The sequence below is a fragment of the Bradyrhizobium sp. WSM2793 genome (assembly GCF_000379585.1).
Taxonomy (GTDB): Bacteria; Pseudomonadota; Alphaproteobacteria; order Rhizobiales; family Xanthobacteraceae; genus Bradyrhizobium.
Map to the genome: position 1 here is coordinate 96,542 of NZ_KB902784.1, position 13,949 is coordinate 110,490.

Consider the following 13,949-nt stretch of genomic DNA (forward strand, 5'->3'; position numbering starts at 1 on the left):
AATTGTCCGTGACGACGCCGAAAGGCCCGCAACTCGCGGTGCTGCCGACAGCAGCCGAGGATGACACCCGCTCGCGGGTGCAGGTGCTCCAGCCGTCGGGGTGGCCGATGCCGAAGGGCTATGCCAATGGCATGGCCGCTGAGGGGCGCATCGTCGTCACGGGCGGGGTGATCGGCTGGGATGCCGAAGAGCGTCTTGCCGACGGCTTTGTCGCGCAGGTGGCGCAGACCTTGAGTAACATCGCCGCGATCTTGGCTGAGGCAGGCGCGAGGCCCGAGCACCTCGTGCGGTTGACCTGGTACGTCGTCGACATGGACGAGTACCTGTCCAACCTGAAGGAGCTCGGCAAGGTCTACCGTGCCATCTTCGGCGCAAATTACCCGGCGATGGCGCTGGTGCAGGTGGTGCGCCTCGTGGAGAAGGCGGCGCGCGTCGAGATCGAGGCCACTGCCGTCATTCCGCACTGAATCGCGCTTGGCTCAGCTCGCCTTGTCAGCTGGCCTTGGCGAGCTCGTCGTCCTCGGGCGAGTTCAGATAGACGCCCGACATGGTGTCGACCCAGCACAGATGGTCGTGCACCTTCTTCACGCCATCGACGTTCTCGGCTGCGACGATCGCGGCCTGCCGCGTGCGCTCTTCGGTGATGACGCCGCTGAGATGAACGATGCCGTCGCGGACGATGACGTTCAGCCCGAACGGGCACCAGTCGTTCTTCTCCATGGTGTCGATGATGCGGCTGCGAATGTGGTCGTCATCCGCCGTCGGATCACGCACTTCGCGGGCGAGCCCCGCCACCGCCTGCAGCAGATTGGCGCGGGATACGATCCCGACGACCTTGTCGCCGCGCACCAACGGCAGCCGCTTCACGTTGTTCCGCTCCATGAGGTCGACGATCTCGGCGAGCGCCGTATCCTCCGTGATGGTGACGACCGTGTCGGTCATCACCTCCGCGACCTTGCGGCCGTGCTCGTGGACGAAATCGCTGGCCGACTTGCCCGGACCAAGGATGAACCGCAGCCAGCGTCCGCGCTTGCGCCCGGTGCCGATTTCGCTGCGGCGGATGAAATCTCCTTCCGACACGACGCCGACCAGCTTGCCGGTATCGTCGACCACCGTGAGACCGCTGACATGCCGCTTCAGCATGATATTTGCCGCCTCGACGATGCTTGTGTCGGGGGTAACCGAGATGACCGACCGGGTCATGATCTGGTGGGCGCGCATGGGCAACTCCGCTGGCTCTATCGAAATTCGATGCGCGAAAACTAGCGCGGACATCAGGGTGCGGCTTGACTCAGGTCAATCGGACGAGGCCCGTCCGTCCTGATTAAGCAATCGTGATCCGCGCCCCGGATTTGATGCAGCTCAACGCCTCTGCGAAGCCTCGTCATATCCTGCCGCCGACGTAGACCAGAAGCCCCTCGGGAACATTGAGCCATGAGCGTCGTGCAGATCTTTCCACGGGCCGAAGTGCCGGCGGCGCAGGCTCTTCCCGTCAATCCCGTCGCTGCTCCCGAAGCCTCGACGGTGAGCCCCGAAATACCCGCCGGAATGCCTGCCGCCGATCCGCCGCCTGCATCGGAGCCATATCCTCTCGACCGCGCATTTCACGCGATGCTGGCGCGATTCACAGGCGGGATTTCGCCGCTGGCCTTGTCGCTGGCCTGGCTCGACTGGAGTTCGCATCTGGCTGCGGCGCCGCAGCGCCAGATGGAGATTGTCCGCAGCATCCTGCGCGACACCGGCCGGCTGGCGGAAGCCGCCGCGCACGCGGCGTCACCGGAGCAAAAGCCGTGGTCTGTGATCCAGCCGCAGGGACGCGATCGCCGCTTCAGCGGACCGCAATGGGAGACCGCGCCGTTCAATCTGTTGGCGCAGGCATTTCTGCTCACAGAGCGCTGGTGGCGGGATGCGGCGACCGGCGTGCGCGGCGTGTCGCACGCCAATGAGGCCATCGTCGAGTTCTCGATGCGCCAGATGCTTGACATGCTGGCGCCGTCGAATTTCGCGGCGAACAATCCGAAAGTCCTGGAGAAGGCGTTCCAGAGCGGCGGCGAGAACTTTGTCTTCGGTTGGCAGAACTGGTGCAGTGACTTGATGCGCCTGCTGTCCGCCTCGAAACTGGCGGACGGCGAGCAGTTTGTGGTCGGCAGGTCGGTGGCGGCGTCGCCCGGCAAGGTCGTCTACCGTAACGCGCTGATCGAGCTGATCCAATACCATCCGACCACGGCGCAGGTGCGACCAGAGCCGATCCTGATCGTGCCGGCCTGGATCATGAAGTACTACATCCTCGATCTCTCGCCTCAGAACTCGCTGGTCAGATATCTGACGGGTCAGGGTTTCACCGTGTTCGCGGTCTCCTGGCGCAACCCGGATGCGACGGATCGGGATCTCGCCTTCGACGACTATCGCAGGCTGGGGGTCATGGCGGCGCTGGACATGATCGGCCGCGTTATGCCGGGTCGGAAGATCCATACGCTCGGCTATTGTCTGGGAGGTACATTGCTGTCGATCGCTGCCGCCGCGATGGAGCGTGACGGTGATAAGCGCCTTGGCACCGTTACTCTCCTTGCCGCCCAGACAGACTTCACCGAGGCCGGAGAGCTGACGCTCTTCATCAATGAGAGCCAGGTCGCCTTTCTCGAAGACATGATGTGGCAGCGCGGTTACCTCGACACGACCCAGATGGCCGGCGCCTTTCAGCTGCTGCGCTCCAACGAACTGATCTGGTCGCGGCTGTCGCACGACTATCTGATGGGTGAGGGCGCGCCACCGAGCGATCTGATGGCGTGGAACGCGGACGCAACGCGGCTGCCTTACCGCATGCATTCGGAATATCTGCGAAAGCTGTTCCTCGACAACGATCTGGCCGGCGGGCGCTATCACGTCGGCGGCAGGAACGTTTCGCTGTCCGATCTTCACGCCCCGATGTTCGTGGTCGGCACGCTGGCCGATCACGTCGCGCCGTGGCGATCCGTCTACAAGATTCACTACCAGGTCGATGCCGACGTGACGTTCCTGTTGACCAGCGGCGGTCACAATGCCGGCGTCGTCGCGCCTCCCGACGAGCCCGGCCACAGCTATCAAGTGCTGAGCAAGGCCGAGGACGCGCCCTATGTCGGTGCGGACGAATGGCTGAAGCTGGCTCCGCGCGTTGAAGGGTCGTGGTGGCCGGAATGGACCAAATGGCTGGCGGCGCGCTCCGGTGCGCCCTGCGATCCGCCGCCGATCGGGCTTGGAGACGCTCCCGGCCTGCCCGATGCGCCAGGGGACTACGTCCACACTTAAACCTCCGGCTCGGAATTCGGTGCGAGGTCCGAGGAGCGGAAGGGTTTGGTTTTGTCCAGTTTGCGGTAGGCCGTTGACGCCGTCCGCAACAGCTTCTTTTCCCGTTTGCGGTTGCGGAATCGATTGCCGGCTTCGACGCCGGCGCCGTTCAACGACGCCGCCAGCGCCTGTCCCCGCGCATCGTCGTTCAATCGTCCGAGCGACCGTTGCGCCTTGCGCAATTTCTTGAGGATGGATTTCTGTTTCGTCAGCGATTCATCGGCGAACAGGTCCTGGAGCGACTCGATCGAATAGGTCAGCCGCTTGTTGAGAATCCGCAGCTTGTGGCGCTTCTCGACGTCGAGCTTGCGGAGTTTTCGCGCCTTCTTGAGCAGCGCCGTCTCCCACTCGGTCAGCCGCTCCGTCGCGTGATAGGCGAGCGTGCAGCGGCGCAATCGTATGGCTTCCTTGCTGCGCCGGGTCGACCAGGGGCCGCTCTCGATCCAGGTCGAGGTCTGCTCGACAAGGCGGCGATACCGCGCGGATTGCAGCGCGCGCGCCAGCAGGCGGTGGCTCTCGGCGCGCTTTTCGTCCCAACGCTGAAGCTCGGCGACCACCGCGAGATTGTCGCCACTCTCGGCGACGATCCGCTCGATCGCCACGTCGAGATCCCGTACCATGCCGAGCTGACCGTTCAGCCATTTTAGCTCGGCCCAGACCTTCGGGCGCAGGGCGTCGTCGACTATCGGCGAGAAGAAGCGGATGGCAGTTCGCAGATGCGTCAATGCGATCCGGATCTGGTGCAGCGCGTCGGGATCGCCGCGGCAGGTGCCGTCATGCTGGGCGAGCACGGCATCGAGGTGACGGCGCGCGATGATGCGGAACGCCGTATCGCAGGCCATGCCGGGGCTGAGGCGGCCGGGCAGGGCATTGCGCCGCGCCGCCGGCGTGGCGCGAACGGCCGTCGAGGTCGTGGTGGGTCGCGCCATCTTTGTCCGCGCCAATCAGATTGCCTTATTTGCTTTCAGCGATCGCGTCCCGGCAGTTCTGGAGCGTCTGCGCTTGTGTCCCGGATGCATCGATGGTCGCCCAGCCGACGTGACCGATATTATAGTGCTCTTGCTGCGCAGCAACCTCTTGCGTGGCGTCGGATGCGTCTCCCCGGCGACTTCCGATCCGCATCTGCCGGGTCGCGAGGTCCGCAACCAGAAACAGGCCGTTCAGGGGCACATTGCGCTCCCGCGCCAGTGTGGCGATCGCGTCCCGTTCGTCCTCGCGGGCGAAGACGCCGTCGATGATCGCCGAGTGGCCCTGCGCCAGCACCCGCCGGGCGTGCTGAGCCAGCGTGTAGTAGACGCGGGCCGCGTGCTCCGGCGTGTAGGCGGACGGCGGCAGGCGGTGCGTGTCCTCGACCCCGAACATCTGCTTGCGGACGAGGTCGCTGCGCAGCACGATTGCTCCCGGGGGCGGTGCGACGAAGGGCGCGAGCGCGAGCGCCAGGACCGTCTTGCCGGTGCCTGACAGGCCGCCGACCGCAATCAGGCGCGGGGCGGCAGGATGGAGCAGCGTCCTGGCGAGGTCAAAATAACGCTGTGCCTGGTCAAGGATGCCGGGGTCATCGGAATGCGGCGGCTTCAGCCGTGCCAGGGCTACCTGGGCGCGGATCGCCGCCCGGATGGACATCAACAGCGGCAGGGCCGAGAGCGCGTCGAGATTGTCGGCCGGCGTCACGGCGAGATAGCGGTTCAGGACGATGTTGGCCGCATCTGGCTGATCGTGGTGCAACAGGTCCATCAGCGTGAATGCGAGATCGTAAAGCACGTCGACGGTTGTTATCTGCGCATCGAACTCGATGGCGTCGAACAGCACCGGCCGGTCGTCGATCAGAACGATGTTTGCGAGATGCAGATCGCCATGGCAGCGGCGCACGAAGCCTTGACCGCCGCGCTCTGCGAGCAGCGGACGAACACGCAAAAATGCCTCGTGGGAGGCTTTGCCGAGCTTGTCGACGTCTGCCGCGTTGAAATGGCCGCCGGCCCGCAGACCGTTATCGTTGCCGTCGATCAGGGCGGGGATGGAGGCGACCCATGCTTCGCCGTCGGCGCGTGTCGCCGCGCCGTGGGAAGCCACGATCGCGTCGGCGGCAGCCGAGGCAAGGGCTGCATCCAGCGGGCCGGCCTTTGCCAGATGATCGAGCGTCCGGTTTTCGTCGAAGCGCGCCATCTCCACCGCATACTCGATCGGCCGGCCGGGACCGTCGACCTGCACCGAGCCGTCCGCCTCCTCGGTGATCGCCACGACCCGGTGGTAGATCTGGGGCGCCAGCGGCCGGTTGATCCGGATTTCCTCCTCGCAGGCCGCCTTGCGCTTCTCGAGCGTCGAATAATCGAGGAAGGGAAACTGCACGGCGCGCTTGATCTTCAACGCGCGCTTGCCGTCGAGGAACACGGAAGCTGCGTGCGTATCGATCCGCCTCACGTCAGGATGCACGGCAGAATCGGTTAGAGCCGCAAAGATCCGGTCCTGGGTCGCAGAATCGTTTGTCATTCCCGCTGGCACATCCAGATGCGTCGGAAGGCGGCCCGTCCGCCGACCAAGGTAATCCTTAGAAGCAGATCGCGGCCAGTCCTTGACGTCGGTTAACGCCAGTTACTGGTGGACTGGACGAGGTTTTCTTGGCTTGACGAGGATCAAGCCTCTCGACCAAAGCCGGCCTATTGTGGCGGCCAAGGAGAATCCCGATGCCCATCAAGGATGTCTTTCTGCCGCTTGTCGGCCAGCCGCGCGGATCGGCCCTGGTTGCGATCGAGAAATGTGTGGCCGTCGCCGCCGACCTCGGCGCCAGGATCACGGCGCTCGCGCTCGAGGAAGACGTTTTCGAGCGGCCGAAAGTGATGCTGCCCCATGACCGCGATTCCGCGGAGGCCGTCAGTTCGCGTGAGGCGAACGACACGCAGCAGCTCCTCGATGCCTTCACCAAAGCGGCGTCCCGCGCCAACATTCGCGCCCAGAGCCGAACGGGCAAGGTGCCGGCGGAGGAGATCGCGGCGATCCTGGCCGAGCATGCCCGTTTCAGCGATCTCACGCTGTTTCCCGTGAAGCCGCACGACAGCCGAACGGAGCACATCATCGAAACTTTCCTGTTCGAATCCGGGCGGCCGCTGCTGCTCTGCCCGGAGCAGCATGCGGAGCAGTTGCGGCCGGAATTCGAGAACGTCATGATCGCCTGGGATCATTCTGCCCGCGCTGCGCGTGCGGTCGGCGACGCCTTGCCGATTCTTCAGGCCGCCAGCGTGGTCCGTGTGGTGACGGTAACGCAGGACAGGGATGACGCAGTCGTGCAATCCGGCGCGGCTCTCGTCGATCATCTCAGGGAACACGGGGTCTATGCCTCCTTCGAAACGGTGACCGGCAACGGCAGCTCGATCGGCAAGGTACTGGGAAGCTGGGCGAATTCCCACGGCATGGATGCGATCGTGATGGGCGCCTACCATCATTCACGCCTGAACGAGATCGTGTGGGGCGGTGTGACAAAGACCGTCATTGGCCAGCCACCGTGCTGGGTTATGATCTCGCACTAGGCTCGCCATCTTCCCAGCCTGATCGTCAACCATCGGAACCGCCGCTGACCCGGCGCATTTGCTTTCATGTCAACCTATCGTCTCAACAATCTGCTGGCGCCGCGTTCGGTTGCGCTCGTCGGCGCGAGCGCCCGTCCGGTCTCCGTTGGACGCGCCGTTCTGGAAAACATCCACAAGACCGAATTCAAGGGGCGGTTCGGCCTCGTCAATCCACGCCATGCCGAAATCGGCGGCGTCGCCGCGGTGAAAAACCTGGACGGCTTGGACTTCGTGCCCGAGCTCGTGGTCATCACCGCGCCGGCGCGCGAGATTCCCGGTATCATCGACCAGGCCGGGCGTCGCGGCTCGGCGGGCGCGCTGATCGTCTCGGCCGGGCTCGGCCACGGACCGGGATCTCTGCACGAGGCTGCAATCGCGGCGGCCCGCAAATACGGCATGCGGCTGATCGGACCGAACTGCCTCGGCATCATGATGCCCGGGGTCAGCCTGAATGCCAGCTTTGCCGCACACATGCCGGGGGCGGGCAGCCTCGCGTTGATCTCGCAATCGGGCGCGATCGCTGCCGGCATGGTCGACTGGGCTGCGCAGCGCGGCGTCGGCTTTTCCGGCATCGTCTCGATCGGCGATCAGATCGATGTCGACATCGCCGATCTGCTCGACTATTTCGCGATGGATCACAAGACCCGCGCGATCCTGCTCTACATCGAATCTATCAAGGACGCGCGCAAATTCATGTCGGCGGCGCGTGCCGCCGCTCGCGTCAAGCCCGTCGTCGTGGTGAAATCCGGCCGCATGGCGCAGGGCGCAAAGGCGGCCGCCACGCATACCGGCGCGCTCGCCGGCGCGGACGCGGTCTATGACGCGGCGTTCCGCCGCGCGGGTGTCCTGCGCGTCTCAGATCTGCGTGAGCTGTTCGATTGCGCCGAGACGCTCGGCCGCGTCGAATCTCCGACGGGAAAGCGTCTCGCCATCCTGACCAACGGTGGCGGCATCGGCGTCCTCGCCGTCGATCGATTGGTCGAGCTCGGCGGAATTCCGGCGACTATCTCACCGGAGGTGCGCAAGACGCTCGATGCGGCTCTGCCGCCGACCTGGTCCGGTGCAAATCCCGTCGACATCGTGGGCGATGCCGACGCCTCGCGCTACGCGGCGGCGCTGGAGGTGCTGCTGGCCGATCGCAACAATGATGCGGTCCTGGTCCTCAACGTGCAAACGGCGATCGCCTCGGCCGCCGAGATCGCCACGACCGTGACCGAGATCGTCGGCAAATATCGCGAGCAGCACCGCCGATGGGCCAAGCCCGTATTGGCGGCCTGGGTCGGCGCCGATCAGCACATCATTCAGGCCCTTTCCGGTGCCGGTATGCCGAACTATCCGACCGAGGACGACGCGGTGCGCGGCTTCATGCATCTGGTCCGGCACCGCGAAGTGGTGGAGGAGCTGAGCCAGGTTCCTCCCGCGATGCCCGATACGTTCGTACCGGATGCAAGGGGGGCGAGGCAGATCGTCACCGCCGCGATTGCTGATGGCCGCGAGTGGCTCGAGCCTGTCGAGATCAAGCACCTGCTCGAGGCCTACGACATCGCGATGGTGCCGACCTATGCGGCGGCCGATGTCGAGCAGGCGGTGGCCTATGCGAAGGAAATCTTCGCGCAGGGCGGCACCGTGGTGCTGAAGATCATGTCGCGGGACATCATCCACAAATCCGATGTCGGCGGCGTCGTGCTCAATCTGACGACGCCGGAGGCCGTGCGGGCCGCCACTTCAGACATCCTCGCCCGGGCGAGAAAGCTGCGGCCCGAGGCCCGCATCGGCGGCGTCATCGTCCAGGCGATGGTCGTCAAGGCGAAGGCGCGCGAGTTGATCCTGGGCCTCGCCGACGATCCCACCTTCGGCACCGTCGTGGTGTTCGGCCGCGGTGGCACGGCAGTGGAGATCATCAACGACAAGGCGCTGGCGCTGCCGCCGCTGGATTTGCAGCTCGCCCGCGATTTGATCGACCGCACGCGCGTGTCGCGGCTGCTAAAGGCCTATCGTGATGTGCCGGCCGTCAAGCAGGACGCCGTCGCCATGGTGCTGGTCAAGCTGGCGCAGATGGCGGCCGACATTCCCGAGATCCGCGAATTCGACATCAATCCGCTGCTGGCGGACGAAACCGGCGTGACCGCGGTCGACGCCCGCGTTGCCGTCGGCCCGCCGCAGCGGAAGTTTGTCGGCTCCGGCCCGGCCAATTTCGCCGTTCGCGCCTATCCTTCGCAATGGGAGCGCCGCCTCAAGCTCAAGGATGACTGGCGCATCTTCGTGCGTCCCATGCGCCCCGAGGACGAGCCGACCATCCACGAATTCCTGCGTCACGTCACGCCGCACGACCTTCGCCTGCGTTTCTTCGCACCGATGAAGGAGTTTACCCACGAGTTCATCGCGCGCCTGACCCAGCTCGATTATGCGCGCGCGATGGCCTTCATCGCCTTCGACGAGGCCACCGGCGAAATGGTCGGCGTGGTCCGGCTCCATTCGGATTCGATCTACGAGAGCGGCGAATACGCGATCCTGCTGCGGTCCGACCTCAAGGGCAGGGGGCTCGGCTGGGCGCTCATGCAGCTCATCATCAACTACGCCAGGTCGGAGGGGCTGAAAGTCATCTCGGGCGACGTGCTCAAGGAGAACACCGTGATGCTCGAAATGTGCCGGCAGCTCGGCTTCGAGGTCAAGCCCGATCCTGCCGAGCCCGATATCTGCGACGTCAAATTGAAGCTCTGAGCGCGCCTGCTTCAGGAGCGCGCTTCAGCCGAATTCGCTGAGGCGGACGTCTTGGAGGACGTCCGCAGGTTCCTGATGATGATCGCGATCAAGGGCACCAGCACCGGCACGATCGTGCTGAGCGGATGATGCACCGCGCCCGACACCTGGGCCTGAAGCGCACGCGCCTCGAGCTGAAGAGCTTCGATGGAGGTGTCGTGAATCTCGTTGGCGAGCTCGATGTCGCGGCCTGACGGAGCCCGGCCGGCGATCGCGAAGAGAGCGGCCGCGATGGCGAAATTGACGGCGCCGAGGATGGCCGCCGCGGCAATCGCACTCCAGATCTGCACCAGCGCGAAATAGGCCGACAGCTCCAGCATCAGCAGCCCGAACGCCGCGATCAGCGCCGCGAAGGCTCGCAAGCCGAGGCCAACAAGCAGATGGCGCAGCCTGATGTCCGCGATGATCCTGTCGGTGCGCCACAGCGCACGCAGATGTTTGACCACATTCTCGGTATTCACCTAATGTCTCCTCAGCATGAAGCCGACAACGACGCCGAGCGCGAAGGCGGAGGCGAGCGAAGTGATTGGACGCTCCGCTATGAGACCCTGGAGCTGCGCCTGCTCTTCATCCACGGTCTCGCCGAGCTCAGTCAGCGCGGCACGGATCTGATCGGCGAGCGCCTCGGCGCGGTCCTTCGAGCTCTCGAACATCTCCTCGCCGGCGGTGCCCAGCAAGCGTGTGACATCAACCTTCAGCGCCCGCAATTCTTCGCTCATCCTGTCGCTGTCGAACATGGACTCTTATCCCCATTGAATGAAAGCGAGCCTAAGGCGCACCTGTGCGTTCGCGCTTGATTTGCCTCAAGCGGTGGCCGCAGTCCGGGTCTTGAGACAGGTCAAGCCGGCCGCCATATGCTGGCCTAGAAATGCCGTCTGAATGGGGACCGATTGTCCCGATGAGGTGGAAGCGTGAACCACGAACCGCTGTTGCTCGCGACGCCGTCCGGCGACGCGCTGAACCTGCGCCCCGAAGGGCCCTGGACCGCCGCGAATGTGGTCACGCTCGAGACATTGTCCCGGTCGGTCGGTGCCGACGTCGATCGCTCGCGCGTCGTCACCCTGGACATGTCGGGCGTCAGTGCGCTCGACACGCTCGGTGCCTGGGTCCTGGAAAAATTGTCGCGCAGGGCCGCAACATCGGGCAGATCGGCCGAATTCGTCGGCGTCGCCGATCAATTCAGCGGGCTGCTGGATGAGGTGCGCCAGGTCAACCGCCACACGCCGGCCCCGACGGCTGCGCCCAATCCGGTGCTGGCGAGGCTGGGCAATCTTGGCAAGTCCACGGCCGATGCGCGGGAAGACGTCACGATCTTCCTCCAGATGCTCGGCGCATTGTTCATGGCCGTGATCGGCGTGCTGCGCCGGCCGCGTTCGCTGCGGCTGACCTCGCTGGTGTATCAGCTCTACCGCATCGGGTGGCAGGCGATCCCCATCGTCGCGCTGATCACCTTCCTGATCGGCGCCATCATCGCGCAGCAGGGCTTCTTCCACTTCCGCAGGTTCGGCGCGGAGTCCTACACCGTCGACATGGTCGGCATCCTGGTGCTACGTGAGCTCGGGGTGCTGATCGTCGCCATCATGGTCGCGGGACGGTCGGGAAGCGCCTACACTGCCGAGCTCGGCTCGATGAAGATGCGCGAGGAGATCGACGCGCTCTCGACCATGGGGCTCGATCCCGTCGAGGTCCTGATCCTGCCGCGCGTTGCGGCCCTGGTCATTGCGCTGCCGATCCTCACCTTCATCGGATCGATCGCCGCGCTCTATGGCGGCGGTCTCGTCGCGCAGTTCTATGGCGACATGGGGCCGGCGATCTACATCGCCCGGCTGCACGAGGCGATCTCCGTCACCCATTTCGAAGTCGGCATCCTGAAGGCGCCGTTCATGGCGCTGGTGATCGGGATCGTGGCCTGCAGCGAGGGATTGCGGGTCAAGGGCAGCGCGGAATCGCTCGGGCGGCAGACCACGACATCGGTGGTGAAGTCGATCTTCCTGGTGATCGTGCTCGACGGCCTGTTCGCGATCTTCTTTGCCTCGATCGGAATGTGACGATGGACGCATCGCAGGACCAGTTCGCGATCCGCGTCCGTGACCTCGTGGTCGGATTCGGCCGCCAGACCGTGCTCGACCATTTGTCCCTCGACGTCCGCCGCGGCGAGATTCTCGGGCTGGTGGGGGCGTCCGGCGGCGGCAAGTCGGTGCTGATGCGCACCATCATCGGCCTCATCCCGCGCCAAGGTGGGACCATCGAGGTCATGGGGCAGCCCACCGGCGGCCACGGCCGCGGCGCCGCCACGACATGGGGCATCCTGTTCCAGCAAGGCGCGCTGTTCTCCTCGCTGACGGTCCGCCAGAACGTCCAGTTTCCCTTGCGCGAGAATCTCGTCCTGTCGCAGGAGCTGATGGACGAGATCGCGATCGCCAAGCTCGAGATGGTCGGCTTGCGCGCCCAGGACGCCGACAAATATCCGGCGGAGCTGTCGGGCGGCATGACCAAGCGCGTGGCGCTGGCGCGCGCCCTCGCGCTCGATCCGCCGATCCTGTTCCTGGACGAGCCGACCTCCGGCCTCGATCCGATCGCCGCCGGTGATTTCGACGCGCTGATCACGACGCTGCAAAAGACGCTGGGGCTGACCGTGTTCATGGTGACCCACGACCTCGCGAGCCTGACCACGGTCTGCGATCGCGTCGCCGCCCTCGCCGACGGCAAGATCGTGGCGATCGGCCCGATGCGCGAATTGCTGCAATCCGAGCATCCCTGGGTGCGCGCCTATTTCCACGGCAAGCGCTCGCAGATGCTGCAACACGAGATGAGATGAGACATGGAAACCCGCGCTCCCTACGTGCTGATCGGCAGTTTCGTGCTGGCCGCGATCCTCGCGGTGTTCGGCTTCGTCTACTGGCTGAACAACACCGGCGGCATCGGGCCGCGCACGAACTATCATGTGCAATTCCAGGGGCCGGTCCCAGGCCTCCTGGTCGGCGCCGGCGTGCTGTTCAACGGCATCCGCGTCGGTGAGGTGACCCAGCTCGGGCTCGCGCCGGATAACCCGCGCTTCGTCAATGCGACGATCTCGGTTGCGGCCGCCACCCCGGTGCGTTCCGACACCAGGGTCGGCCTCGAATTCCAGGGCCTGACCGGCGTGCCGGTGGTGACGTTGGAGGGCGGCGCGATCGTCGCCAAAGCAGGCGAGCCCGTGACCTTGATCGCCGAAGCCGGCGCCGGCCAGAGCATGACGCAGGCGGCGCGCGATGCGCTGCGCCGGGTCGACACGGTGCTCCAGGACAATTCCGGCCCACTGAAGGACACCATCGCGAATTTCAAGACGTTCTCCGACGGGCTCGCGCGCAACACCGGCAAGCTCGACGGCATTATTGCGGGCCTGGAGAAGATGACCGGTGGTGGGACGCCTGCGCAGAAAATCACCTACGACCTGCGTACGCCGAAGAATCTTGGGCCGGCTGGCAAGACGCTCTCCGCCTCCCTGGCCATTCCCGAGCCGACCGCGGTCGCAATGCTGCAGACCCAGCGCATGCTGTTCGCGCCCGTCGGGGACAGGCCGGGTTTTGCGGATTTTCTCTGGGCCGACAGCATTCCGAAACTGGTGCAGGCGCGCCTGATCGACGGCTTCGAGAATTACGACATCGCGCACGCCCCGCTACGTACGAGCGATCTCGGTCAGGCGGATTACCAGCTCCTGATCGACATCCGGCGCTTTCGGATCGCCACGGAGGGCGAGGCACGGGTGGAGATCGAACTCTCGGCGCGGATCGTCGACAAGAACGGCAAGGTGGTGGCATCCCGACTGGTCGAGACCAGCGAAAAGCTCGACAAGGTCGAGCCGGCCGCTGCAGTCGCCGCCTTCGATGCAGCCTTTGCCCGCATCGCCAAGGAGCTGATCGGGTGGAGCGTGCAGGCGGTGTGACGCCTTCTATTCCAGCGTCTTCAGGTAGGACAGGAGATCGTGGATCTGGTCCGGACTGAGCTCGAAGGCCGGCATGTCGTCGTGACCGGTGTAGATCCCTTCGGCCAGCGCCTCACCAAGGGTCTCGATCGGATAACGCTGGTGCAGCGTGCGCAGCGGAGGCGCGCCCTCGAGCGGACTGCGGGAGACGCGGTCGATCGCATGACAGCGTGCGCAATTGGCCCGTGCGAAGGCCTTGCCGCGTGTTCGGCGGTCGGGGCCGCCAGCGCCGGCATCATCAGAAGTAGCCCGATCAGGCCGTGACGCAGGGCGGCTTGCAGCATGGAAAATGATCCCGTCGAACTCTGGACGCAGAATATGACGGGGATGCCGCTCAAATT

At 65.1% G+C, this 13,949-nt stretch carries 12 protein-coding genes and 1 pseudogene; 7 read left to right on the forward strand and 6 right to left on the reverse strand.

What is annotated here, in order from left to right; translation table 11 throughout:
* Nucleotides 1-8: 8 nt before the first annotated feature.
* The gene (locus A3AS_RS0119485) at nt 9-467 is read left to right on the forward strand and encodes a RidA family protein (protein WP_018319246.1); all 459 of its coding nucleotides are present in this window, start codon (nt 9-11) and stop codon (nt 465-467) included.
* Nucleotides 468-492: 25 nt separating this feature from the next.
* On the opposite strand, the gene A3AS_RS0119490 is transcribed toward A3AS_RS0119485, so the two are convergent.
* Nucleotides 493-1,221, reverse strand: coding sequence for a CBS domain-containing protein (locus A3AS_RS0119490; protein WP_018319247.1), 729 nt, complete (start codon nt 1,219-1,221; stop codon nt 493-495).
* A 213-nt stretch (nt 1,222-1,434) separates the two neighbouring features.
* On the opposite strand from A3AS_RS0119490, the gene A3AS_RS0119495 reads away from it, so the two are divergent.
* On the forward strand, nt 1,435-3,285 hold the full coding sequence (locus A3AS_RS0119495) for an alpha/beta hydrolase (protein WP_018319248.1): 1,851 nt from the start codon (nt 1,435-1,437) through the stop codon (nt 3,283-3,285).
* Here A3AS_RS0119495 and A3AS_RS0119500 read toward each other — a convergent pair.
* Complete coding sequence (locus A3AS_RS0119500; protein ID WP_018319249.1) at nt 3,282-4,253, reverse strand: CHAD domain-containing protein; 972 nt, start codon at nt 4,251-4,253, stop codon at nt 3,282-3,284. The genes A3AS_RS0119495 and A3AS_RS0119500 overlap by 4 nt on opposite strands.
* A 25-nt stretch (nt 4,254-4,278) precedes the next feature.
* Nucleotides 4,279-5,811 (reverse strand): bifunctional aminoglycoside phosphotransferase/ATP-binding protein, encoded by a 1,533-nt coding sequence (locus A3AS_RS0119505; protein ID WP_018319250.1) that lies wholly within the window; start codon nt 5,809-5,811, stop codon nt 4,279-4,281.
* Between the two features lie 194 nt (nt 5,812-6,005).
* Here A3AS_RS0119505 and A3AS_RS0119510 point away from each other — a divergent pair, with 194 nt between their 5' ends.
* Both A3AS_RS0119510 and A3AS_RS0119515 read left to right on the forward strand, forming a co-directional pair.
* A complete protein-coding gene (locus A3AS_RS0119510; RefSeq protein WP_018319251.1) occupies nt 6,006-6,845 on the forward strand; it encodes a universal stress protein in 840 nt (279 codons plus the stop codon).
* A 66-nt stretch (nt 6,846-6,911) separates the two neighbouring features.
* Nucleotides 6,912-9,605, forward strand: coding sequence for a bifunctional acetate--CoA ligase family protein/GNAT family N-acetyltransferase (locus A3AS_RS0119515; protein WP_018319252.1), 2,694 nt, complete (start codon nt 6,912-6,914; stop codon nt 9,603-9,605).
* A gap of 11 nt (nt 9,606-9,616) precedes the next feature.
* Here A3AS_RS0119515 and A3AS_RS0119520 read toward each other — a convergent pair whose 3' ends face one another.
* Both A3AS_RS0119520 and A3AS_RS0119525 read right to left on the reverse strand, forming a co-directional pair.
* Nucleotides 9,617-10,105, reverse strand: coding sequence for a hypothetical protein (locus tag A3AS_RS0119520; RefSeq protein WP_018319253.1), 489 nt, complete (start codon nt 10,103-10,105; stop codon nt 9,617-9,619).
* Nucleotides 10,106-10,381, reverse strand: a complete 276-nt coding sequence (locus A3AS_RS0119525) for a hypothetical protein (RefSeq protein WP_018319254.1) — start codon at nt 10,379-10,381, stop codon at nt 10,106-10,108.
* Nucleotides 10,382-10,555: 174 nt separating this feature from the next.
* On the opposite strand from A3AS_RS0119525, the gene A3AS_RS0119530 reads away from it, so the two are divergent.
* Genes A3AS_RS0119530 through A3AS_RS0119540 form a run of 3 tightly spaced genes read left to right on the forward strand, consistent with a single transcriptional unit; the run spans nt 10,556 to nt 13,569 of the window.
* Nucleotides 10,556-11,692 carry an ABC transporter permease gene (locus A3AS_RS0119530; RefSeq protein WP_018319255.1) on the forward strand — a complete coding sequence of 379 codons (1,137 nt, stop codon included), beginning with the start codon at nt 10,556-10,558 and terminating at the stop codon, nt 11,690-11,692.
* Nucleotides 11,693-11,694: 2 nt separating this feature from the next.
* Nucleotides 11,695-12,462, forward strand: coding sequence for an ABC transporter ATP-binding protein (locus tag A3AS_RS0119535; RefSeq protein ID WP_018319256.1), 768 nt, complete (start codon nt 11,695-11,697; stop codon nt 12,460-12,462).
* A 3-nt stretch (nt 12,463-12,465) separates the two neighbouring features.
* Entirely contained in the window at nt 12,466-13,569 is a 1,104-nt protein-coding gene (locus tag A3AS_RS0119540; protein ID WP_018319257.1) for an ABC-type transport auxiliary lipoprotein family protein, read from the forward strand.
* A 6-nt stretch (nt 13,570-13,575) separates the two neighbouring features.
* Here A3AS_RS0119540 and A3AS_RS0119545 read toward each other — a convergent pair.
* Nucleotides 13,576-13,892 (reverse strand): annotated as a pseudogene (locus A3AS_RS0119545) (cytochrome c).
* Nucleotides 13,893-13,949 lie beyond the last annotated feature (57 nt).

Bases quoted from the DNA above. Each gene is read 5' to 3' on its own strand.
- A3AS_RS0119490 (WP_018319247.1), bottom strand. From the start codon at position 1,221: ATGCGCGCCCACCAGATCATGACCCGGTCGGTCATCTCGGTTACCCCC.
- A3AS_RS0119495 (WP_018319248.1), top strand. From the start codon at position 1,435: ATGAGCGTCGTGCAGATCTTTCCACGGGCCGAAGTGCCGGCGGCGCAG.
- A3AS_RS0119500 (WP_018319249.1), bottom strand. From the start codon at position 4,253: ATGGCGCGACCCACCACGACCTCGACGGCCGTTCGCGCCACGCCGGCG.
- A3AS_RS0119505 (WP_018319250.1), bottom strand. From the start codon at position 5,811: ATGACAAACGATTCTGCGACCCAGGACCGGATCTTTGCGGCTCTAACC.
- A3AS_RS0119510 (WP_018319251.1), top strand. From the start codon at position 6,006: ATGCCCATCAAGGATGTCTTTCTGCCGCTTGTCGGCCAGCCGCGCGGA.
- A3AS_RS0119515 (WP_018319252.1), top strand. From the start codon at position 6,912: ATGTCAACCTATCGTCTCAACAATCTGCTGGCGCCGCGTTCGGTTGCG.
- A3AS_RS0119525 (WP_018319254.1), bottom strand. From the start codon at position 10,381: ATGTTCGACAGCGACAGGATGAGCGAAGAATTGCGGGCGCTGAAGGTT.
- A3AS_RS0119535 (WP_018319256.1), top strand. From the start codon at position 11,695: ATGGACGCATCGCAGGACCAGTTCGCGATCCGCGTCCGTGACCTCGTG.
- A3AS_RS0119540 (WP_018319257.1), top strand. From the start codon at position 12,466: ATGGAAACCCGCGCTCCCTACGTGCTGATCGGCAGTTTCGTGCTGGCC.